This window comes from Micrococcus sp. EWR3.9.1, assembly GCF_052615555.1.
The window spans coordinates 65,867-87,057 of the sequence record NZ_JBQXFD010000008.1; the positions used below are offsets into that span (position 1 = coordinate 65,867).

Consider the following 21,191-nt stretch of genomic DNA (forward strand, 5'->3'; position numbering starts at 1 on the left):
AACGCATCACCATGACCACCCCTCCCGCCACCGTCACGCTCGGCACGTCCGGGGCCACCCTGGACGACGTCGTCGCCGTGGCCCGCCACGACGCCCGCGTGGTGCTCGCCGACGACGTGCTCGAGACCGTCGGCGCGGTGCGCCGCCACGTCGAGGCGCTGGCCGAGGCCGAGACCCCCACCTACGGCGTCTCCACCGGCTTCGGCGCGCTCGCGGACAAGCACATCCCGCTCGAGTCCCGCGCGCAGCTGCAGAAGTCCCTGATCCGCTCCCACGCCGCCGGCATGGGCCCCGTGGTGGAGCGCGAGGTCGTCCGCGCGCTGATGTTCCTGCGCGCCACCACGCTGGCCTCCGGCCGCACGGGCGTGCGCCCCGTGGTGGTCGAGACCTTCGTGGCCATGCTCAACGCGGGCATCACCCCCGCCGTGCGCGAGTTCGGCTCGCTGGGCTGCTCCGGCGACCTCGCTCCGCTCTCCCACGTGGCCCTGGCGCTGATGGGCGAGGGCGACGTCGTCGGGGAGGACGGCGCGCTGCGTCCGGCCGGCGAGGCGCTCGCCGAGGCCGGGATCGAGCCGGTCGAGCTGCGGGAGAAGGAGGGCCTGGCCCTCGTCAACGGCACCGAGGGCATGCTCGGCATGCTGATCATGGCCCTGGCGGACCTCGACGAGCTCGCCGACACCGTGGACCTCACCGCCGCCATGTCCGTGGAGGCACTGCTCGGCACCGACCGCGTGTTCGTGCGGGAGCTGCATTTCCCGCTGCGCCCCCACCCGGGCCAGGCGGCCTCCGCGGAGCGGATGCTGAAGATCCTGGCGGGCTCGCCGATCGTGGCCAGCCACAAGGAGGGCGACTCCCGCGTGCAGGACGCCTACTCGCTGCGCTGCGCCCCGCAGGTGGCCGGCGGCCTGCGCGACACCCTCGCGTACGTGCGCACCGTGGCCGAGCGCGAGCTCGCCGCGACCGTGGACAACCCGGTGGTGCTCGACGACGGCCGGGTGAGCTCGAACGGCAACTTCCACGGGGCGCCCGTGGCGTACGTGCTGGACTTCCTGGCCATCCCGGTGGCCGACGTCGCCAGCATGTCCGAGCGCCGCACCGACCGCATGCTGGACCCGGCCCGCTCACACGGGCTGCCCGCGTTCCTCGTGGACGACCCGGGCGTGGACTCCGGCATGATGATCGCCCAGTACACGCAGGCCGGGCTCGTCTCGGACATGAAGCGCCTGGCCGTGCCCGCGTCCGTGGACTCCATCCCGTCCTCCGCGATGCAGGAGGACCACGTCTCCATGGGCTGGCACGCCGCCCGCAAGCTGCGCTCGGCCGTGGAGAACTTCCGCCGTGTGCTCGCCGTCGAGCTCGTGGCCGCCGCCCGCGCGATCGAGCTGCGCGCCCCGCTGCAGCCCTCCGCCGCGACCGGTGCCGCCGTCCGCGTGATCCGCGAGGCCGGTGTCCCCGGCCCCGGCCCGGACCAGTACATGGCCCCGCAGCTGGCCGCCGCCGAGCAGGCCCTGCGCGACGGGTCCGTGCTGGCCGCCGTGGCGGAGGCGCTCGCGGGCGTGTCCGTCGACGCCGAGCCGCAGGACCTGGCTGAGGAGTCCGAGGGCGCCGAGGCCGAGGGGCACTGACGCCGCAGAGCGGTCCGACGCCACAGGGTGGTCACGACATGCCGCGTGCGCCTGCACGAGACGGCGTGTCGTGACCACTTCTGTGTGCGGAGGGGGCGGCCGGGGAATCGGGCCCGGTCGGCCCGGCTCAGGCCGCCAGGTCCACGTCCTTCGTCTCCTTCATGACCAGGCCTGTCAGCCCGGTGAGGCCGCCGACCACCATGAGGTAGATCGGGAACGCGCTGGTCCACCCCTGCGCCGTCAGCCACGTGATCAGGTACGGCGCCGTGCCGCCGAAGATCGCGGTGGCCAGTGAGAGCATGGTGGCCACGCCCTTGGCGCGCACCGCCGTGGGCAGCACCTCGGACCAGACGGCGCCGTTGACGCCGAACAGCAGCGCCACGGCCAGCAGGGCGATGGTCTGCACGAGCAGGAACGAGGCGAAGGTGCCGTCCAGCATGCCGAACAGCGGGAACGGCAGCACCACGAAGAGCAGGCCGAAGGCGATGACCAGCGGACGGCGGCCGATCCGGTCGCCCAGCAGGCCCGCCCCGAGGATGGCGGCCAGGAAGATCACCTGGGCCAGGAGCGAGGCCGAGAGGGTGGTGGACTTGTCCATCTGATGGGCCACCTGCGCGTGCGTGGGCAGGTAGATCAGCCACGTGTAGAACATCAGGGAGCCGCCCGCGGAGACCAGGAAGATCGTCAGCAGGCCGCGCCACACCGCACCCGGCTCCCGGCGGGGGGCCTCGTCGGCGGTGGGCACCACCTGCTGTGCCGCCGTGAAGTGCTCCGACTCCGTCAGGCTCCGTCGCAGGTACAGCGCGTAGAGGCCGAGGACGCCGCCGATGCCGAACGCCACGCGCCAGCCCCAGGACGCCACCTGCTCGGGGGAGAGCAGCGTGTTGACGGCCAGGCCCACGAGCGTGGCCAGGATCGTGCCCACCACCACGGACACCCACGACGTCGCCCCGAACAGCCCGCGCCGACCCTGCGGCGCCCGCTCCACGAGGTAGGTCACGGAGGTGCCCATCTCGCCGCCGTGCGCCAGGCCCTGCAGCAGGCGGGCGATGACGAGGATCACCGAGGCGAGGACGCCCACCGTGCCGTAGGTGGGGGTGAAGGCGATGATCAGGCTGCCGAGCGCGGTGATCATCATCGCCGCGAAGAGGCTGCGCTTGCGGCCCACCCGGTCCGCGTAGGCGCCGAACACGTAGCCGCCGATGGGGCGGGCGACGAAGCCCACCGCGAAGACGGCCAGGGTGGCGAGCAGCTCGGAGGTGGGGTTGTCCGCGTGGAAGATCTGCGCCGCGAAGACCGGGGCGAAGATCGTGTAGACGTTCCAGTCGTACCACTCCAGCGCGTTGCCGAAGTTCACGGCCAGCATGTCCTTCAGGCTCCGGGGGCGGGCCCGGGGCACGGGAGCGGGCCGGGCCGCGCCGGTGGCCGCGGTGCTCATGCCCGTCCCTCGAGACCGGCCTGGGCATCGCCGTCGGCGCCGGGCACCCGCATCTCGAAGGTCTCCCGCACCACGGTGTAGTCGAAGTAGCCCAGGCGGGCGATCGGCTGGATGCGCGGGATGTCGAGGCGGCCGTCGGCGGTGATGACGTCGTCGTCGATGTGGATGGTGTCCACGTGGGCGAAGACCACGTCGATGGTGCCGACGTTCGAGTCGCCCTTGATGCGGTGCGTCGAGTGGTAGCGGCACTCGAAGCGCACGGGGGACTCGGCGACCATCGGGATGGGGTGGTTGTCCGCGTAGACCTTGGTGACGCCGTGCTCGGCGATGCGGTCCCACTCGCTCTCGCCCGGCTCCAGGGCCATGGCGGAGACGTTGACGGCCTCGCGCAGGTCGTAGGTGGCCATGTTCCACACGAACCAGCCGGTCTGCTCCGCGTTGAGGACGGTGTCCTTGCGGCGTCCGTCCGGGTACTGGTTCGCGGAGAACATCACCATGGGCGGGTCGAAGGTGAGGTTCTGCCACTGGCTGTAGGGGGCGATGTTCTCCCGGCCGTCCGTGCTCACGGAGGACAGCCAGCCGATGGGCCGCGGCACGGTGGAGCTCTTGAAGGGGGAGAAGGGCAGGGGGTTGGCCTCGTGCTGCGGGCGGTACTTCATGAGTCCTCCATGTGATGCCGGTAACAGGGTGTGGGCCAGGCTACGCCGCATATTCCGGATATATCAAGGGGGTGCGGGAAGATGACTGCCTAGGCTGGGCCCATGAACAAGTCGGAGGAGGCCTACGCCCGCCTGACGCAGAAGATCGAGACCGGGGAGCTGCCACCGGGCGCCATCCTCAGCGAGGCGGCCCTCATCGACGCCGCCGAGACGGGGCGCACGCCCCTGCGCGAGGCCGTGCAACGCCTCATCCGAGACCACTGGCTCCTGGCCGGTGGGGGACGTGGCCTGCAGGTGCCCCCGATCTCCGTGGACGACCAGCTGGAGAGGCTGGAGGTGCGGCGGTCGCTCGAGGCGCTGGCCGTGGGACTGGCCTGCGCACGGGCGGACGAGGAGCAGCTGGCCGCCGTCGCAGCCCACGTGCGGCACCTGCGCACGGTGGAGGACCTGCCGGCGTACGTCGCCGCCGTCGGGCGCTCGCACGAACTCCTGCGCACGATCGCGAACAACCGCTATCTCGCCGATTCTCTGGTCCCGCTCCAGGGGCTGTGCCGCCGGTTCTGGCTCGCCACCACGAAGGGCCTGCCCGACGAGGTCGAACGCGGCCGGGCGTTCTACGTCCCGGCGCTGGAGGCGGTGACCCGGAGGGACTCGGCAGGAGCCCGGGCCGGGGTGCTGGCCCTGCACGACTTCCTGGCACGCTCGGCACTGGACTACGCCGCCCGACGCGCGGCCCACGGCAGCGCCGAGCCCCCGGCCCCGTGGGCGGAGGGACGCTGACGCCCGCGGCCCCCCGCGCCTGAAGGGACCCCCGGCCCGCTCAGGCCAGCAGCGACGCGTCCGTCCGGTGACGGCTGACGACCGTGTGGATCAGCCGGGCCGCGGCCTTCGCCGTGCGGCCGTCCACGTCCAGGGCGGGGTTGAGCTCCACGACGTCGGCCAGGGCCAGCTTCCCGGACTGGGTGGCCTCCAGCGCGCACGCGTGGATCACCTCGTACGGCACGCCGAAGCCGGCCGGTGCGCTCACCCCCGGGGCGACGGCGGCCGGCAGCACATCCAGGTCGATCGTCAGGTAGAGCACGTCCACGGCGTTGATGAACGAGCGCACCCAGCGGCGCACGCCGGTGACGTCGGCGGTCTGGGCCTGCTCGTCGGTCACCCACGTGACCCCGCGTTCGCGCGCGGTGTCGAACAGGGCGCGGGTGTTGTTGGCCTCGCTGATGCCCACCACCGCGTAGGAGAGCTGATGCTCCGCCCCCTCGGCGTCGCGCAGCGCCTGCAGGAACGGGGTGCCGGAGCTGGGCCGCGGCGCTTCGCGCAGGTCGAAGTGCGCGTCCAGGTTGAGGATGCCCACGCGGGTGCCAGCAGCCACGCGCGTGGAGCCGGTCAGGCCCGTGATCGAGGCGTAGGCGGTCTCGTGTCCGCCGCCGAGCACCACGGCCAGGTCATGGGCGTTCAGCAGCCCGCTGACCACCGTGCCCAGCTCGGCCTGGCCCGCCTCGAGCTCGCCCGGGGCGTCGTCGTCGCCGCGGTCCACGGACACGTCGCCCGCGTCCACGAGCGCGCCCGTGCCCTCGAGGTACGCGAGCGGGGCGAGCGCGCCGCGCAGCGCCTCCGGGCCGTCCTCGGCGCCCACGCGGCCGTGGTTCCGGCGCACGCCCTCGTCCGAGGCGAAGCCGACGAGCGCCGTGGACCGCGCGCCCGACGTCGGAGCGCCGGCGCCGGGGTCGCGCTGCGGCGTCGTGGGCTCGCCGCGGCCGTCGGCGGGGCGGACGACCTGGTGCCAGCGCAGGTGCTCGGGGGTGTCACCGTCGGTGCGGCCGGTCCAGGCGGGGGAGAGGGACGAGGAGGGGAGCTCGGAGGTCATGGGACCATCCCACGCCATCGACGGGCGGGTGCGCAACGACGGCCGGACGACGCCCGACACGGGGCGTCGCCCGCCTAGCGGTCCAGTTCCTGGCGCCGCGAGCTGATCACGCCGGTGACGAAGCCGGCGAGGTTGAGCCCGCCGTGGAAGCGGGCGTGCTCGATCTTCACGCAGCGGTCCATCACGACCTCCAGGCCCGCGGCCTCGGCCTGGCGCGCGGCGTCCTCGTTCCAGATGCCCAGCTGCAGCCACACGGTCCGGGCGCCCACGCGGGCGGCGTCCGCCACCACCTCGGGGGCGTCGGAGGACTTGCGGAACACCTCCACGAGGTCCGGGGTGACGGGCAGGCCGTCCAGCGAGGCGTACACGCGGTGGCCGAGGATCTCCTTGCCGGCCGCGGCGAGCACGGGATTCACGAAGTAGACGTCGTACGTGGTCGAGCTCAGCAGGTACGTGGCCACGAAGTAGGACGCACGGGCCGGCTTGTCCGAGGCGCCGACGATCGCGATCGACCGGGTGCGCCGCAGCATCGCCAGGCGCTCGGGGGCGCCGGGGCCGGTCCAGGTGCGCTCGGGGTGGGTGGTGCTCATGGCTCAGGCCTCCTGCTCTGCGGGGACGACGGCGCCGTCGCGGGCGCGGCCGGTGGCCTCGGTCAGGGCCTGGTCCAGGTCCCAGAGGATGTCCTCGAGGTCCTCGATGCCCACCGAGATGCGGATGAGGTCCGCCGGGATGCCCGCGGCCACGAGCTGCTCGGCGGTGAGCTGCTGATGGGTCGTCGTGGCGGGGTGCAGCACCAGCGTCTTCGCGTCGCCGATGTTGGCCAGGTGGGAGGCCAGCTGCAGCGCGGAGATGAAGCGCGACGCCGTCGCGCGCCCGGCCTCCGGGCCGGAGGCGCCGTCGTCGGTGTCCGTGGCTGCCGGGGCCACGCCGAAGCTGAACACCGAGCCGACGCCCCGGGGCAGCAGCTGCTGCGCGCGGGCGTGGTGCGGGTGGTCGGGCAGGCCGGCGTAGCGGACCCAGGAGACGCGCGGGTCCTCGTCCAGCCACTGCGCCACGGCCTGCGCATTCGCCAGGTGGGCGTCCATGCGCGGGGCCAGCGTCTCGACGCCGAGCAGCAGCTGGAACGCCGACTGCGGGGCCAGCGACGGGCCGAAGTCGCGCAGCTGCTCCGAGCGGAGCTTGGTGAGGAAACCGTACTCGCCGAAGTTGCCCCACCAGGAGACGCCGCCGTACGAGGGCACGGGCTCGGTCATGGACGGGAACTTGCCGTTGTCCCACGGGAAGCGGCCGGACTCCACCACGACGCCGCCGAGCGTGGTGCCCTGCCCGCCGAGGAACTTCGTGGCCGAATGGATGACGATGTCCGCGCCGTGTTCGATCGGCCGGATCAGGTAGGGCGGGGTGAGGGTCGCGTCCACGACGAGCGGCACGCCGTGCCGGTGGGCGACGTCGGCCAGGCCCGGCAGGTCCACGACGTCACCGGAGGGGTTGGCGACGATCTCCGTGTAGACGGCCTTGGTGTTGGGCTGGAGGGCGGCCTCGAAGTCCGCGGCCTCGGCGGAGTCCACGAACGTGGTCTCGACGCCGAACCGGCGCAGGGAGACGTCCAGCTGGGTGATCGTGCCGCCGTACAGCTTGGAGGACGCCACGATGTGGTCGCCGGCCCCGGCGAGGGCCGCGAAGGTGACGAACTCGGCGGCCATGCCGGACGCCGTCGCGACGGCCCCGATCCCGCCCTCGAGCGTGGCGACCCGCTCCTCGAACGCGGCGACCGTGGGGTTGCCGATCCGCGAGTAGATGTTGCCGTACTTCTGCAGCGCGAAGAGGTTGGCGGCGTCTTCGGCGGACTCGAACACGAAGGAGCTGGTCTGGTGGATCGGCACCGCGCGGGAGCCGTGGACGGCGTCCGGGACGGCGCCCGCGTGCAGCGCCTGGGTGCGGAAGCCGAACTCGTGGTCAGCCACGGGGGTCCTTTCGATGGAGGCTTCGGGACAGTCCGCCCCATTGTCCCGGGCGAGGCGCGCCGGGGGCAGGGTGGGCACGTCGCAGAGCGTCACGCGGCGCCGGCCGGTGGCATGCAACGCGGGTTGAGTTATCACCGGTTACGCGGGCCTGGACCCGTGACAACTCAACCCGCGTTGGACGGGACCCATGACAACTCAACCCGCGTCGGGACGGGCGGGGGCGGATCAGCGCGTGCGGGCGAGCCGACGCCGGACCAGCCCCACGATCCGCCCGAACCCCGCGCGCTGGTCCTCCCAGGTGCAGCGCAGGGTCGTCCATTCCCGCTCGAGGCAGTACGCGTCCCGACGGGCGTCCCTCGCCTGCTGCTGAGCCGTGCGGTGGCCGGCGCCGTCGTACTGGAGGGCCAGGCGCGCCCCCCGGTACCCGAGGTCCACGACGGGCGAGGCCGGGTCGGCCGGGTCGACGGCGACCTGCAGCTCCGGCTCCGGCAGCCCGGCCCGGATCAGCGCGAGCCGGAGGAAGGTCTCGGGCGGGGAGTCGGCCCCGACGCGCACCTCGGCCAGCGCGGCACGTGCGAGACGGACACCCGGCCGGCCACGGCAGCGGGCGAGCACCTCCGACAGCCCGGGCACGGTGGCCACGGGGTGCGCCCGGCCCGTCGGCGTCCACGGCGGACACACCAGGTGGTCGCCGGCCGCGATGAGCCAGTCCACCTCGTGGGGGCGGAGCATCCCGGCGAGGTCGAACCAGGTGCGCGCCGCCGTCGTGACGCGCTGGCCGTCGGGAAGCTCGAGCACGTGGTCGGAGGGCAGTCGCACCCGGTGGCTGACGACGCCGCCCAGGTCGGTCCGGTGCGTGCGCGCGGACCGGTCGAAGGTCAGGTGCAGTCCGGCTGGCCGCGTGAGGCGGGGCGGCAGCGGCAGTCCGTGCCAGAGGGCGGCAGAGACGTGGGAGACCACCCCGCCCGTGAGGCGGACCAGCGCGGCCGCGCCGTCCGGGGCGCACGGGTCGGGGATGCCCGCGGTGTGCACGCCGCGGCAGATCCGGGCGAGGTCTGCCGCGAGGGTGCGGCGCCACGGCAGGCCGGCGGCGTGCAGCTCGGCCGTCGTGAAGGCGCCCGCGGCGAGGGTGGACGGCAGGGGCGTGCGCGCGGTCATGGGGTGAGCCTGCCGCCCCCGGGCCCTGCGACGGACCGGACCGACGCGCCCTGGGGAGGGCCGCCGTCGTCGTGGTGGCTGTGCAGGAGCGGCCGACCCGCCGGACACGGCGGCCCCGGCGCGACGCGGGTTGAGTTATCACGGGTGCAAGCCGCCTGGACCCGTGATAACTCAACCAGCGTTGCAGGGGGGAGCGGCCGGCCCGTCGGTCACGGCGTGCGGTCCACGGACACCAGCTCCACGTCCTCGAGCCGTCCGCCCCGCACCACCGCGCGCATCAGCGTGCACACCGGCTGCCGTCGCCGGTCCGTGCAGGAGCCGGGGTTGAGCAGCCGCAGGCCCGGGTTCGCGGTCTCCGGGCCGGCCACGGTGTCCCACGGGATGTGGCTGTGCCCGAACACCAGCACGTCCGCGTCCGGGAACGCCGCGGCCATGCGGCGCTCGCGGCCGGCCGCCGGGCCCGTCTCGTGGACCATCGCGATCCGCACCCCGCCGATCTCCACGCGCGCCACCTCGGGCAGCCGCGCCCGCAGCCCCGGCCCGTCGTTGTTGCCCCACACGCCCACCAGCCGGGCGGCCCGTGCGTCGAGGTCGTCGAGCACGTCCTCGGTCACCCAGTCGCCGGCGTGGAGCACGACGTCGGCCCGCGCCACCCCGGCCCACACCTGCGCGGGCAGGGCGCGGGCACGCCGCGGGATGTGGGTGTCCGCGATCAGGAGCAGGCGGGCGGCGTCGTCGTCGGGCACGGTCCGCCTCACCGTGCCGCGTACGCGCCGAGCCAGATCGCCAGCGGCAGGCCGACGATGAACACGGCCACGAATCCGCGCACCAGCCACCGGCCCACCGGGGTGGCGAGGTTGACCGTCGCGCCCACCCCGTAGCCGGGACGCTTGGCGGGGAAGACAGCCGGGTCCTCGGGGTCGCGCTTGAGCCCCAGGGGCGTCCACATCTCGTCCTCGGCGCGTTCCGCGGCCGTGGGCCGGTACTCGAGGTCCGCCGCGACGCGGTCCGACCAGCGCGTCCACCGCTGCGTTCCGGCCCGCAGTACCGGGAAGATGCCCACCATGAGCACGGTCAGTGTGAGGGGCAGGAGCCACCACGGCATCGTCCACGCCCCGGCGGCGAGCACCTCGGCCGTCGTCGGGGCCAGCACCAGCACGATGAGCACGCACGACCACCCGAGGCTTTCCTGGACCCCGCGGTGCACCCCCGTCTGGCGCACGCGCCGCCACGGGGACAGTCCCGGATCCGTGGGGGTGAGGGCGGTGACCATCGCGGAGACCAGCGCCAGGAAACCCGTCATGCCGAGGCCGATCAGCGGCCCCGCCGCCACCGTGCCGAACGAGGTGTCCTCCCACGCATCCGGCCGCCCGTCGATGCCCCAGTGCGTGGGCACCCGCGCCGGCAGGCCCGGCAGGGCGACGAGGGCCCACCCCAGCAGCGCCAGGCACAGGGCGGCCGCGAGCAGGAACGGCAGCCACGGACGCAGCCGGCCACGGCGCAGGGCGGTGCGCTCGGCGGCGGGGACGTCGTCGGGGGCGGGATGGGGCGGGTGGGGCATCGACCCAGGCTAGCCGCGGCCCCCGCCCGCCACACCCGGTGACCGGCCCGTCCAGACGGCGGCCGCGCACGCCGCGATGACCAGCAGCATCCCCGCCAGGTCCAGCGGGGTGAGCTCCTGCCCGCGCACGGCCCACGCCGTCAGCGCCGCCGCGATCGGAGAGAGGCATGTCAGCAGGGAGAACAGTGCGGTCGGCATGCGGCGCAGCACCTGCAGGTCGATCCCGTACGGCACCGCCGTGGACAGCAGCGCCACGGCCAGCCCCACGCCCAGCACCACGGGAGAGAGCAGGGCCGCCCCCGCCGTCGCGACGCCGACCGGCAGCGCGACGAGGGACCCGGCGGCCGTCGCCAGGGCCAGCCCCTGCACCCCCGGCAGATGGGTCCCCGCGCGCCGCGAGAGCAGGATGTACGCCGCCCAGCACGCCGCCGCGGCCAGCGCGAGCGCCACCCCCACCGGGTCCAGTCCCGCCCCGCCGATCCCGCCGCCCGCGCTGAACCCCTCCCGGCCGAGCACCCCGATCCCGGCGAGCGCGAGGGCCGCCCACGCCGCCGACCGCCACGACGGCCGCGCCGCCACGGACAGCGCCAGCGGCCCGAGCACCTCGAACGTCACGGCCACGCCCTGCGGGATCCGTGCGAACGCCTCGTAGATGGCCAGGTTCATGCCGGTCATGGCCGCGCCCAGCCCGACGACGGCGGCCCACCCCCGGGGGCCCAGGCCGGCGAGGGCGGCGCGGCTCGGCCGGGTGACGAGCAGCAGCACGGCCGCGGAGAACACCACGCGCAGGGCGACCATGGCGGACGCGCCGACGTCGTCGAACAGCAGGCCCGCCACGGACGCGCCGAGCTGCTGGCTCAGCAGTGAGAGCAGGACGAGCAGGACGAGACGCACGGGCTCAGCCTAGGGGCGCGCCGCGCCACCCCGGCCCCGGCCGGCGCGGGACCGCTGCTGCCGGAGGACCACCGGGGGGCCCGGTTCCGCCGACCCCGACGCCGCGGGGAAACGTCACGCTGACGTGCGCTAATCCGCCTCGTCGTGGGAGGGTGGGCGACGCGTGCCCGCGCAGACCCCGCCCCCGACCCCAGGAGGCCCGCATGGCCCGGCCCCAGACCGTCCTCACCGTGGTGGCCGCCCGCCGGCTCACCCCGCACCTCGTGCGCCTGACCCTCGGCGGCGAGCAGTTCGACGCCGTCCACGCCCGCTGGGCGGAGAAGGGCGCCACGGACCAGTACGTGAAGCTGCTCTTCGCCGACCCCGCGCTCGGCCTCGAACCCCCGTACGACCTGGACGCCCTCCGCGAGCGTCTCGCCCCGGAGCAGCTGCCGGTCCGCCGCACCTACACGGTGCGCCGCATGGACGCGGCCGCCCGCACCATGGACGTCGACTTCGTGGTCCACGGCGCGGACGGCGACGGCGCCGCCCCCGGGCACGACGGCGGCCTGGCCGGGGCGTGGGCGGCGTCCGAGCCGGTGGGGCAGCAGGTCGCGTTCCTGGGCCCGGGCGGCGCCTACCGGCCCGACCCCACCGCCGACTGGCACCTGCTCGCCGGCGACGAGGCCGCGCTGCCGGCGATCGCCGCCGCCCTCGAGGACCTCGCCGCCACGGACGCCGCGGCGGCCGGCGTCGCGCTGATCGAGGTGACCGACGCCGGGGACGAGGTGCCCCTGACCGCGCCGGCCGGCGTCGAGGTGCGCTGGCTGCACCGCGGCGGCCCCTTCACCCCGGAGACGACGAGGTTCGCCGCCGCCGTCGAGGGCGCGGCGTGGCGGGACGGACGGGTGCACGCGTTCGTGCACGGCGAGCGGGAGCAGGTCAAGCGCGTCCGGGCGTACCTCACGGACGTGCGCGGCGTGGACCGGCGACAGCTGTCGGTGAGCGCGTACTGGGCCTACGGCCGTGCCGAGGATGTGTTCCAGGCGGAGAAGCAGACCCCGGTGGGGCAGATCTTCGAGGACGGCGCCACCGGCGGCTGACCCGCACAGGTTCGGCACAGCAGCAGCTTCGCCGCCCCTCAGGGCCTGACGGGCCAGGGGTGACGTGAGACGGTCGAGGGGTCATCGTCCGGCGGTGCCCGGCCGCCGGCACGTCCGCACCTCTGTGAAGGAGTCCCCATGAAGACGCCCGCACGCCTCGCCGTCGGCATGCTCGCCGCCTCCGGTCTGCTGCTCACCGGCTGCGCCTCCGACCCGACGCTGGAGGAGAGCTGGCCCGAGGTCCGCCAGAAGGTCGTGGATGCCGAGAGCCTGCGCCTGAAGATGGAGGGCACCGCCGCCGACAAGGAGGAGGACAAGGACGACGCGTCGGCCTCGGCGTCGCCCTCCGCCTCCCTGGGCACGGACGCCATCCAGTCCGCGAACGTGGACCTCGCCGGCGCCACCGACGACTCCCACCTCCGGGGCACCATGAACGTGGACATGGGGGCGGCCACCATGGCCATCGAGGTCCTGCGCCGGGACGCCGACGTGTTCTTCAAGCTCAAGGCCGACGGTGACGACCTGCCCCCGGAGATGGGCATGTTCTCCACCCTCGTGGGCGACCGCTGGATCAAGACGAGCGCCGATCAGGCCGCGCAGATGGACATCTCACTCCAGGAGATCATGTCCGACCTCGAGGAGGACATGCCCGCCGCGGACGCCTTCGACGGCAAGGACCTGAAGGCCGAGGAGGTGGAGCTCGAGGGCAGGAAGTACCTCAAGTACGCGCTGCCCGAGGAGCACCACGAGTTCGGCCGGACGATGCTGATCGACCCGGAGAGCACGACCCTCTACCGTCTCGAGGACGTGAACTCGGAGGACGAGGACGTGGACGCGAATGCCACCTTCACCGAGTGGAACGCGGTCGAGGCGCCCGAGGCCCCCGCCTCGGAGGACGTCTTCGACCTGGCCGAGCTGCAGGAGCTGGCCGGCTGACCCGCTGCGCGATCCGGGTGGGCCGGCGGGGCGCCACGGCATGATGTCCTCATGGACCGCACCGCCCCCACCCCGCCCGCGAACGCCCTCGCCCCGGGCCTGCCGGAGGACATCGCCCGGGAGGCGATCGCCTTCCGCCGCCTCCTCCACGGACATCCGGAGCTGGACCTGCACCTGCCCCGCACCCAGGCCGCCGTCCTCGAGCGGCTCGAGGCCCTGCGCGCCGAGGCGGGGGAGGATGCCGCCACCGGCCGCCCCGCGCTGGAGACGAGCGTGGGCCGGGCGCTGAGTTCCGTCGTCGTGGTGCTGCGCGGCGGGGCCCCGCTGCCGGAGGGGGCCCGGCGGCCGGTCGTGCTGCTGCGGGGGGACATGGACGCCCTGCCCGTCACGGAGGAGACCGGGCTGGAGTACGCCCCCTCCGTGCCGGGCACCATGCACGCCTGCGGCCACGACCTGCACACCGCCGGCCTCTACGGCGCGCTGGCCTGGCTAGTGCGCCGTCGTGGGGAGCTCACCGCGGACGTGGTGGCCATGTTCCAGCCCGGGGAGGAGACCGGCGGCGGCGCCCTGCACATGATCCAGGAGGGACTGCTGGAGGCGGCCGGGCGGCCGGTGGACGCCGCCTACGCGATCCATGTCTCCTCGGGCACGTACCCGCGCGGCGTCCTGCTCAGCCGCCCGGGGGCGATCCAGGCCGGCTGCGACGACCTGGTGGTGACGGTGCACGGTCGAGGCGGGCACGGCTCCGTGCCGCACCTCGCCCAGGATCCGGTGCCCGTGGCCGCCGAGATGGTGCTGGCGCTGCAGTCCGTGGTCACCCGGCAGTTCGACGCCTTCGACCCGGTGGTCGCGACCGTCGGGCACCTGAGCGCCGGCACGGCGGCCAACATCATCCCGGACAGCGCCACCCTCGCCCTCACCCTGCGGACCTTCTCCGCGCCCGCCCGAGCCCGGCTGCTCTCGGCCGTGGAGCGCATGGTGCACGGGATCGCCGCGGCGCACGGCATGAGCGCACAGGTCCGGACGGACAGCGCGTTCCCGGTGACGGCCAACGACGCGGACGCGGTGGCCTTCGTCCGCCGAACCGTGGAGGACCTCTACGGGGCCGACGCCTACCGGGAGCTGCCCGAGCCCGAGCCCGGCAGCGAGGACTTCTCCGAGGTCCTCCAGCGCGTGCCCGGCGCCTACGTCCTGCTCGGGGCCGTCCCGGAGGGCGTGGACCCGGACGAGGCCCCGGTCAACCACTCCCCGCAGGCCGTGTTCGACGACGCCGTGGTGCCGCGGGCCGCTCAGGTGCTGGCCGAGCTGGCGCTGCGGACGGCGCCGGTGCCGGCGTCCTGAGCGCGGCGGCCGGCCCGGAGCACCTCGGCGATCTGCCCGACGCACGGCTCGTTCTGCAGGCTCGTGGTGTCCCCGAGCGCGGTGCCCTGGTGCAGCTGCGTCAGCAGCCGCCGCATGATCTTGCCCGAACGGGTCTTGGGCACGTCGGGGACGAAGACCACCTCGGCGGGCTTGGCCACCGGCCCGATCACCCGCCCCACGTGCCGCCGCAGCTCCTCGGCGCGGTCGGCGGCGGAGGCGCCGGGGCCGTCATCGCCGGCCAGCCAGCTCTCGTGCGCCACCACGAAGGCGACGGCGGCGTGCCCGGTGGTCTCGTGCGGCACGGGGCACACCCCCGCCTCGATCACCTCCGGGTGCGCCACGAGGGCGGACTCGATCTCGATGGTGCTCAGCCGGTGCCCGGAGATGTTGATGACGTCGTCCACGCGCCCGAGGATCCAGACGTCGCCGTCCTCGTCCCGCTTGGCGCCGTCGCCGGCGAGGAACCAGCCCGCCTCGCCCTGGTCCGCGTAGTCCTCCCAGTACGAGTGGAAGTAGCGGGCCGGGTTCTGCCACACGGTCCGGGCCATCGACGGCGAGGTGCGGGTGACCACGATCCGACCCTGCAGGCCCTCGGGCGTGGGGGCGCCGTCGTCGTCGACCACGGCCACGTCCACCCCCGGCAGGGGCCGGGAGCCGCAGCCCGGCTTGAAGGCCGTGTCCGTGGGGCGCGGGGAGAGCACGGTGGCGCCCGTCTCGGACTGCCACCACGTGTCCACCATCGGCAGGTCCGGGGTGTCCCGGCCGATCTGGGTCCGCGCCCACGTCCAGGCCTCCGGGTTCACGGACTCGCCCACGGTGCCGATCAGACGGATCGAGGACAGGTCCGGGCCGCCGTCCGCGTGCGCCGGGATCCCGTCCGGATGCCAGCCCTTGAGCGAGCGGATCAGGGTGGGCGCCGTGTAGTAGCTCGTCACCCGGTAGCGCTCGATCACCTCGAAGTGCCGGCCCGGGTGCGGGGCGTTCGGCACGCCCTCGTAGATCACCTGCGTGACCCCGTTCGAGAGCGGACCGTAGATCTCGTAGGTGTGCGCGGTGACCCAGGCCAGGTCCGCGGTGCACCAGTGGACGTCGTCGTCGCGCCGTGCCGGGTCCGGGTGGGAGAACAGGAAGTCGTGCGTCCACGAGGCCGCGGCGAGGTACCCGCCGGAGGTGTGCACGAGCCCCTTGGGCTGTCCCGTGGTGCCGGAGGTGTACATGATGAACAGCGGGTGCTCCGCGTCGAAGGCGCGCGGGGTGTGGGTGTCCGGCTGGCGGTCCACGACGTCGTGCCACCACAGGTCCCGGCCCTCGGTCCACGGGATGTCCCGGTGGCCCGTGCGGTCCAGGACGAGGACGTGCTCGATCGCGTTGTCCCCGGACACGGCCTCGTCCGCGTTGGCCTTCACGGGGACGGCGGCACCGCGGCGGAACTGGCCGTCGGTGGTGACGAGCAGCTTGGCGCCCGTGTCCTCGACGCGGAACCGCAGCGCCTCCGCCGAGAACCCACCGAACACGAGCGAGTGCACGGCGCCGATCCGCGCGCACGCCAGCGTGATGACGATCGTCTCGACGAGCACGGGCAGGTACACGACGACGCGGTCGCCCGCCTCGATGCCCAGCTCCTCGAGGGCGTTCGCGGCCTGGGCGACCTCGCGCTGCAGCTGTGCGTAGGTGACGGCGCGGCGGTCGCCGGGCTCGCCCTCGAAGTACAGGGCGACCTTCTCCCCGCGCCCCGCCGCCACGTGCCGGTCCACGCAGTTCACGGCCACGTTCAGGGTGCCGTCCTCGTACCAGCGGATCTCCGGGCCGCGCTCGGCGGCCGGGTCCGGGGCGGTGAGGGAGCGCGTCCGGGTGAAGGGCCGCTCCCAGCTCAGACGTCGGCCGGCCGCCTCCCAGAACGCGAGCCGGTCCGACTCGGCCACCGGGCGGCCGTCGCCGCGCCCGCCGTGCAGCCGGTCCGCCGGGCGGCCGGGGTGGACGTCCGGGTCGGCGGCGTCGACGAGCGCCTGCGGGAGGGGGCCGGGCAGCGTGGCGAGGGCCGCGGCGGGCACGCCGTCGTTCGGTCCGCGGACGGCCCCGGAGGCGCCCTCCTCGGCCGGGTCGGGGCGGGCGGGGTCCTCGGTGGGCGTCATGGGCGGCGGTCCTCCTGGTCGGCGGGTCCGACCAGGCTAGGGACGACGACGACGGCGCCCCGCCCGCCGTCGTCACCGGCGGTCATGCTCGGCCCGCCGGACCCCCGCGGGCGCCCGGCGCGGGCCAGGGCGACGGCGGCCGGTGTGGATCCCGTCCCACGGCCGGGTCGCCCCGGCCGCCGGCCCGCCCGCGCGTGTCAGAGTAGGGCCATGACCACCTACGCCACCCTCGCCGCCCGGTACGCCGACGCCTTCGACTCCGTCGCCCACGGCGAGCGGGCCCGCGAGGCGGGCCGGCACCTGCCGTTCGCCGCCCTCGGGGAGCTGCAGGCCGCCGGGTTCGGCAAGGTCGGTGTCCCCGAGGACGCGGGCGGCGAGGGCGGCGGCAGCGAGACCGTGCTGCGCCTGCTCATGGACCTGGCCGCCCGGGACGTGAACACCGCGCACGTCTGGCGCTCCCACCTCGTGTTCATCGCCACGGCCATGGACCAGGCGCCCGCCCGTCGGGAGCGGTGGCTGCGGCACATCGTCGACGGGGACTGGGCCGGCTCCGCCCTGGCCGAACGCGCCGGCGGGGCCGCGCCGGGCCGTGCCGCCACCCTGGCCAGCCGGGACGAGGGCGGCACCTGGGTCGTGCGGGGGCAGAAGTACTACGCGACCGGCTCGGCCTTCGCCACGTGGACCGCCGCGACCGTGGGCATCGAGGGGGCGGACCTCGTCTCCCGCCGGAACTCCAAGCGGGCCGGGGGCGCGGTCCGCGAGCCGGACCGGGCCGTCGCCGTCGTGCGCGTGCGTCAGCCGCGCGTGGGCATCAAGGACGACTGGGACGGCTTCGGCCAGCGCCTGACCGCCACCGGGTCCGTGGTGCTCGACGACGCCGCGGCCGAGGAGCTGCTCGAGGTGCCGCGGCAGGACGGGCCCGTGCCCGTGCTCATGGAGGCGACCCTGCTGGCGCTGCAGGCCGGGATCGGCCGGGCGGCGCTCACGGAGGGCACGCAGCTGCTGCGGCAGCGGCGCCGCACCTTCAACACCGGCACGGCCGCGCTGCCCAAGGACGACCCCCAGCTCCTCGAGATCATGGGGCAGCTGGCCGGGCGGCAGGCCGCGGCCGAGCTGATGGTGCGCGAGATCGGGCGGCTGCTCGACGAGGGGCAGGACGGCGCCGACGGGGCCGGCCCGGCGGAGGCCGACGTCGTGGCGGCGTCCGCCGAGGCGATGGCGGCCGCGTACCGGGCCCAGGCCGTGGTGCCGGAGGCCGTCCTCGAGGTGTGCACCCGCATCTTCGACACGCTCGGCGCGTCGGCGACGTCGGCCACGCTGCGGCTCGACCGGCACTGGCGCAACGCCCGCACCCTCGCCACCCACGACCCGGCGGCGTTCAAGGTGCGCATGGCCGGCGACTGGCTCGTGAACGGCACCCCGCCGACCGCCTACACGTCGGCCGGCGAGGTCCCCGAGGGGGACTGACCCGACGACCGGGCGGCCGGACGTGCCGGGCTCAGGCCCAGCGGCGCAGGGCCCGGCGCTCCAGCAGGCCGAGCAGCCAGTCGGTGAGCTTGCCGAGCACGGCGAGCAGGATGATCGCCAGGATCAGGCGGTCCGTGCGTCCGTTGTTCTGCGAGTCGGTGAGCAGGAAGCCCAGGCCCATCGAGGAGGCGATCAGCTCCGCGGCCACCAGGAACAGCCAGGCCTGGGCCAGGGCCAGCCGCAGGCCGGAGAACACGGCCGGCACCACGGCGGGCAGCTGCACCGTCCGCAGCAGGGACAGCCCGTGGTAGCCGAAGGCCCGACCGGCCTCCACCAGGTGCGGGTCCACATGGCGCAGGGCGGCGTAGACGGTGGTGAACACCGGGAAGAACGCGCCGATCGCGATGAGGGTGACCTTGGACTCCTCGCCGATCTGCATCCACAGGATCAGCAGCGGCACCCAGGCCAGCGAGGGCACCGCGCGCAGCGCCCCGATCAGCGGGGCGAACAGCGCGTCCGCCCACCGGGACAGCCCGAGCGCGGACCCCACGGCCAGCCCGAGTGCGGCGCCGAGCAGGAAGCCCAGCAGCACGCGCTGGGTGGAGATCCCCACGTGCAGCCACAGGTCGCCCCGCTCCAGCAGGTTGACGCCGGCGCTCAGCACCGCGCCGGGGGAGGGCAGCTGCACCGCGGAGAGCAGCCCGGCGGCCGTCACCGCCCACCACAGCACCAGGAGGACAGCGGGCGCGGCCAGCCCCACCACCGCCCGGGCGCCGGGCCGGTCCAGCACCCGGGGCCGCTGCCGTCGGCGCGCCCCTGTGTCGCCGTCGTCGTGACCCGACCGCTCGCGCGCCTCGGGGCCCGTCGTCGCGGCGGGGGTGGTCAGGGCGGTGCTCATCGGATGGCCTCCTCGGCGAAACGGGTGTCCAGGATGCTCGCCAGCGCGGCGTCCACCTGGTGCTGGTAGTCGACGGACCCGGTGTCGACCAGGATCCGTCCGACCCCCGTCAGGGCGTCGAGCAGCTCCTGGCCCGGCACGGGGCTGACGTCCGCATTGGTGCGTTCGAGGATCACGGTGCGGGCGACGTCGGGAGAGATCTTCGCGGCCTCGGCCAGGATCCCGACGGTCTCGTCCGGGTGCTCGAGCGCCCAGGCGCGGGCGCGTTCGTACGTGTCGAGGACGGTCTGGGCCGTCTCCGGGTCCTCCTCGAGGAAGGACTCCGTGGCGTTGAGGACGGAGAACGTGTTCAGGGCGAGGTCCCGGTACAGGAAGCGGGCGCCCTCGGCTTCGGCCTTGGCCATGATCGGGTCGAGCCCGGACCACGCGGCCACCGATCCGCCGGCCAGGGCGGCGCGGCCGTCGGCGTGCTGCAGGTTCTGGATCTCGACGTCGGCCGGGTCCACCCCGGCGGCCTGGAGCGCCTGCACGGCGAAGAAGTACGGGTCCGTCCCCCGCGTGGCGGCCACCGTGCGGCCCGCGAGCTGGGCGACGTCCGTGATGTCCGAGCCGGGCGGGACCATGAGCGCGGACCACTCCGGTCGGGAGGCGATGCCCACGATGCGCGTGGGCGCTCCGTTGGCCCGGTTCAGCAGCGCGGCCGAGCCGGCCGTCGACCCGATGTCCACGGAGTTCGAGCGCAGGAGTTCGTTGGCCTTGTTGGAGCCGGCGGAGAACACCCAGTTCACCCGGACGCCGCGGGGCGCGAGCGTCTCCTCCAGCCATCCCTGGTGGCGGATCACGAGGGAGAGCGGGTTGTAGGTGGCGTAGTCGATGCTCAGCGTGTCCCGGTCATTCACCGGGCCGGCCCCCGCCTCACCCTGCAGGACGCATCCGCTCAGGCCCAGGGGCAGGGACGCGGCCAGCAGGCCGAGCGCCGTGCGGCGGGTCAGGCGTGCGGTGCCGGCGCCGCTCATCGGGCGTGGCTCTCGACGCCGAGGCCCTCGAGGAGCTCGGCGCGCAGCCGGGCCAGGCGGACGTCCGCGCGGTCGCGGGGACGGGCCCCCGGCACGTCCACGATCCGCCCCACGGTCGCTCCGGGGCGGGCCGCGCCGTCGGGCGCGGGGACGTCACGGGCGAGCAGCAGCACGCGGTCGGCGAGCTGCAGGGCCTCCTCCACGTCATGGGTGATGAGCAGGACGGTGGTGCCGGTGGCGGCGTGCACGTCCAGCAGCAGGTCCTGCATCTTCAGGCGGGTCAGGGCGTCGAGGGCGCCGAAGGGCTCGTCGAGCAGCAGCACGCCGGGGCGGCGCGCCAGGGCACGGGCGAGCGAGGCCCGCTGGGCCATCCCGCCGGAGACCTCCCGGGGGCGGTGCTCCGCGAAGGGCGCGAGGCCCACGAGCTCGAGCAGCTCCTGCACGCGGGCCCGGCCCGCGGCGCGGTCCAGCCCCCGGGGCAGGCCGAGTTCCACGTTGCGGCGCAGGGTGCGCCAGGGCAGCAGGCGCGGCTCCTGGAAGCCGACGGCGGTGCGCTCGTCGTAGGGGCGCACGGGCGAGCCGTCGATCAGCAGCTCTCCGTCGAAGTCCGGGTCCAGGCCGGCCACGGCGCGCAGCAGCGTGGACTTGCCGCAGCCGGAGGCGCCGATCACGGCGAGCACCTCGCCGGGCGCCACGGTCAGGTCCACGTCGCGCAGGACGACGCGTGGTCCGTCCGCGGTGGGGAACGTGCGCCCGACGCCGCGGAAGACGACGTCGAGGCTGTGACGGTCCTCGTCCCGGGCCGGGGTGGAGGCGGTGGCACGGGAAGGCGCGTGCACGCTCATGGAGGGCTCCCATCGTCGCTTCGTCGTCGGTGTCGGCGCCGGACGGATACGGATGCCAGTAGACCACCGCGGGCCCGGTCGGCTGCGAGTCTGCCCCGCCGCCGGCGCCGGGGGGGGGGGGGTCACACGGGCGTCACACCGGGGGCGCCGCCGGGCCCGGGCCGGCCGGCGGTCACGGCCCGAGCCCAGCGCCGAGCCAGACGTTTCGGTCGTCTCTGCAGGGTGGAGGCAGCAGATTTCTCTGGCTCAGCGCTGGGGTGCCACTGGGCCGCAACAGGGCCGCCGCC

The 21,191-nt window shown here is 74.7% G+C and carries 19 protein-coding genes; 6 read left to right on the forward strand and 13 right to left on the reverse strand.

The window, feature by feature from the left end; all coding sequences use genetic code 11:
• Window positions 1–11: 11 nt before the first annotated feature.
• Window positions 12–1,625, forward strand: coding sequence for a histidine ammonia-lyase (hutH, locus tag ACUJ8O_RS06860; protein ID WP_135101262.1), 1,614 nt, complete (start codon window positions 12–14; stop codon window positions 1,623–1,625).
• A gap of 127 nt (window positions 1,626–1,752) precedes the next feature.
• Here the strand turns inward: hutH and ACUJ8O_RS06865 are convergent, their stop codons facing one another.
• Window positions 1,753–3,063 carry an MFS transporter gene (locus ACUJ8O_RS06865; protein WP_144826257.1) on the reverse strand — a complete coding sequence of 437 codons (1,311 nt, stop codon included), beginning with the start codon at window positions 3,061–3,063 and terminating at the stop codon, window positions 1,753–1,755.
• Complete coding sequence (locus ACUJ8O_RS06870) at window positions 3,060–3,722, reverse strand: flavin reductase family protein (protein ID WP_020624777.1); 663 nt, start codon at window positions 3,720–3,722, stop codon at window positions 3,060–3,062. The genes ACUJ8O_RS06865 and ACUJ8O_RS06870 overlap by 4 nt, the downstream gene beginning before the upstream one ends.
• A 102-nt stretch (window positions 3,723–3,824) precedes the next feature.
• Between ACUJ8O_RS06870 and ACUJ8O_RS06875 the strand changes: the two genes are divergently transcribed.
• Window positions 3,825–4,502: a GntR family transcriptional regulator gene (locus tag ACUJ8O_RS06875; RefSeq protein ID WP_041104439.1), complete on the forward strand. Its 678-nt coding sequence runs from the start codon at window positions 3,825–3,827 to the stop codon at window positions 4,500–4,502.
• A gap of 40 nt (window positions 4,503–4,542) precedes the next feature.
• Here the strand turns inward: ACUJ8O_RS06875 and hutG are convergent, their stop codons facing one another.
• The 7 genes from hutG to ACUJ8O_RS06910 all read right to left on the reverse strand — a co-directional run bounded on the left by hutG (window position 4,543) and on the right by ACUJ8O_RS06910 (window position 11,166).
• The gene (gene hutG, locus ACUJ8O_RS06880; RefSeq protein ID WP_445373258.1) at window positions 4,543–5,589 is read right to left on the reverse strand and encodes a formimidoylglutamase; all 1,047 of its coding nucleotides are present in this window, start codon (window positions 5,587–5,589) and stop codon (window positions 4,543–4,545) included.
• A gap of 74 nt (window positions 5,590–5,663) precedes the next feature.
• Window positions 5,664–6,179, reverse strand: a complete 516-nt coding sequence (locus tag ACUJ8O_RS06885) for a CoA-binding protein (protein ID WP_036315806.1) — start codon at window positions 6,177–6,179, stop codon at window positions 5,664–5,666.
• Window positions 6,180–6,182: 3 nt separating this feature from the next.
• Window positions 6,183–7,553, reverse strand: a complete 1,371-nt coding sequence (locus tag ACUJ8O_RS06890) for an O-acetylhomoserine aminocarboxypropyltransferase/cysteine synthase family protein (protein ID WP_036315810.1) — start codon at window positions 7,551–7,553, stop codon at window positions 6,183–6,185.
• A 225-nt stretch (window positions 7,554–7,778) separates the two neighbouring features.
• On the reverse strand, window positions 7,779–8,711 hold the full coding sequence (locus ACUJ8O_RS06895) for a hypothetical protein (protein WP_020624950.1): 933 nt from the start codon (window positions 8,709–8,711) through the stop codon (window positions 7,779–7,781).
• A gap of 209 nt (window positions 8,712–8,920) precedes the next feature.
• A complete protein-coding gene (locus ACUJ8O_RS06900) occupies window positions 8,921–9,457 on the reverse strand; it encodes a metallophosphoesterase family protein (protein ID WP_445373259.1) in 537 nt (178 codons plus the stop codon).
• Between the two features lie 8 nt (window positions 9,458–9,465).
• On the reverse strand, window positions 9,466–10,272 hold the full coding sequence (locus ACUJ8O_RS06905) for a DUF1648 domain-containing protein (protein WP_445373260.1): 807 nt from the start codon (window positions 10,270–10,272) through the stop codon (window positions 9,466–9,468).
• Between the two features lie 9 nt (window positions 10,273–10,281).
• On the reverse strand, window positions 10,282–11,166 hold the full coding sequence (locus ACUJ8O_RS06910; protein ID WP_095347475.1) for an EamA family transporter: 885 nt from the start codon (window positions 11,164–11,166) through the stop codon (window positions 10,282–10,284).
• Between the two features lie 203 nt (window positions 11,167–11,369).
• Here ACUJ8O_RS06910 and ACUJ8O_RS06915 point away from each other — a divergent pair, with 203 nt between their 5' ends.
• From ACUJ8O_RS06915 to ACUJ8O_RS06925, 3 genes are all read left to right on the forward strand, one after another.
• Window positions 11,370–12,248, forward strand: a complete 879-nt coding sequence (locus ACUJ8O_RS06915) for a siderophore-interacting protein (RefSeq protein ID WP_095347474.1) — start codon at window positions 11,370–11,372, stop codon at window positions 12,246–12,248.
• Window positions 12,249–12,386: 138 nt separating this feature from the next.
• Window positions 12,387–13,184: a hypothetical protein gene (locus tag ACUJ8O_RS06920; RefSeq protein WP_445373261.1), complete on the forward strand. Its 798-nt coding sequence runs from the start codon at window positions 12,387–12,389 to the stop codon at window positions 13,182–13,184.
• A gap of 51 nt (window positions 13,185–13,235) precedes the next feature.
• Window positions 13,236–14,525 carry a M20 metallopeptidase family protein gene (locus ACUJ8O_RS06925; RefSeq protein WP_036336723.1) on the forward strand — a complete coding sequence of 430 codons (1,290 nt, stop codon included), beginning with the start codon at window positions 13,236–13,238 and terminating at the stop codon, window positions 14,523–14,525.
• On the opposite strand, the gene acs is transcribed toward ACUJ8O_RS06925, so the two are convergent.
• Window positions 14,474–16,678, reverse strand: a complete 2,205-nt coding sequence (gene acs, locus ACUJ8O_RS06930) for an acetate--CoA ligase (protein WP_145950560.1) — start codon at window positions 16,676–16,678, stop codon at window positions 14,474–14,476. The two genes, ACUJ8O_RS06925 and acs, sit on opposite strands and share 52 nt — an antisense overlap.
• Window positions 16,679–16,888: 210 nt before the next feature.
• On the opposite strand from acs, the gene ACUJ8O_RS06935 reads away from it, so the two are divergent.
• The gene (locus ACUJ8O_RS06935) at window positions 16,889–18,145 is read left to right on the forward strand and encodes an acyl-CoA dehydrogenase family protein (protein WP_010079560.1); all 1,257 of its coding nucleotides are present in this window, start codon (window positions 16,889–16,891) and stop codon (window positions 18,143–18,145) included.
• Between the two features lie 31 nt (window positions 18,146–18,176).
• Here the strand turns inward: ACUJ8O_RS06935 and ACUJ8O_RS06940 are convergent, their stop codons facing one another.
• From ACUJ8O_RS06940 to ACUJ8O_RS06950, 3 genes are read right to left on the reverse strand one after another with little or no spacing between them, the layout of a single operon-like run.
• A complete protein-coding gene (locus tag ACUJ8O_RS06940) occupies window positions 18,177–19,043 on the reverse strand; it encodes an ABC transporter permease (protein ID WP_020621433.1) in 867 nt (288 codons plus the stop codon).
• Window positions 19,040–20,059, reverse strand: a complete 1,020-nt coding sequence (locus ACUJ8O_RS06945; protein WP_095347472.1) for an aliphatic sulfonate ABC transporter substrate-binding protein — start codon at window positions 20,057–20,059, stop codon at window positions 19,040–19,042. Before ACUJ8O_RS06945 ends, ACUJ8O_RS06940 begins: the two co-directional genes overlap by 4 nt.
• Window positions 20,056–20,904, reverse strand: coding sequence for an ABC transporter ATP-binding protein (locus tag ACUJ8O_RS06950; RefSeq protein ID WP_049147882.1), 849 nt, complete (start codon window positions 20,902–20,904; stop codon window positions 20,056–20,058). The genes ACUJ8O_RS06945 and ACUJ8O_RS06950 overlap by 4 nt, the downstream gene beginning before the upstream one ends.
• Window positions 20,905–21,191 lie beyond the last annotated feature (287 nt).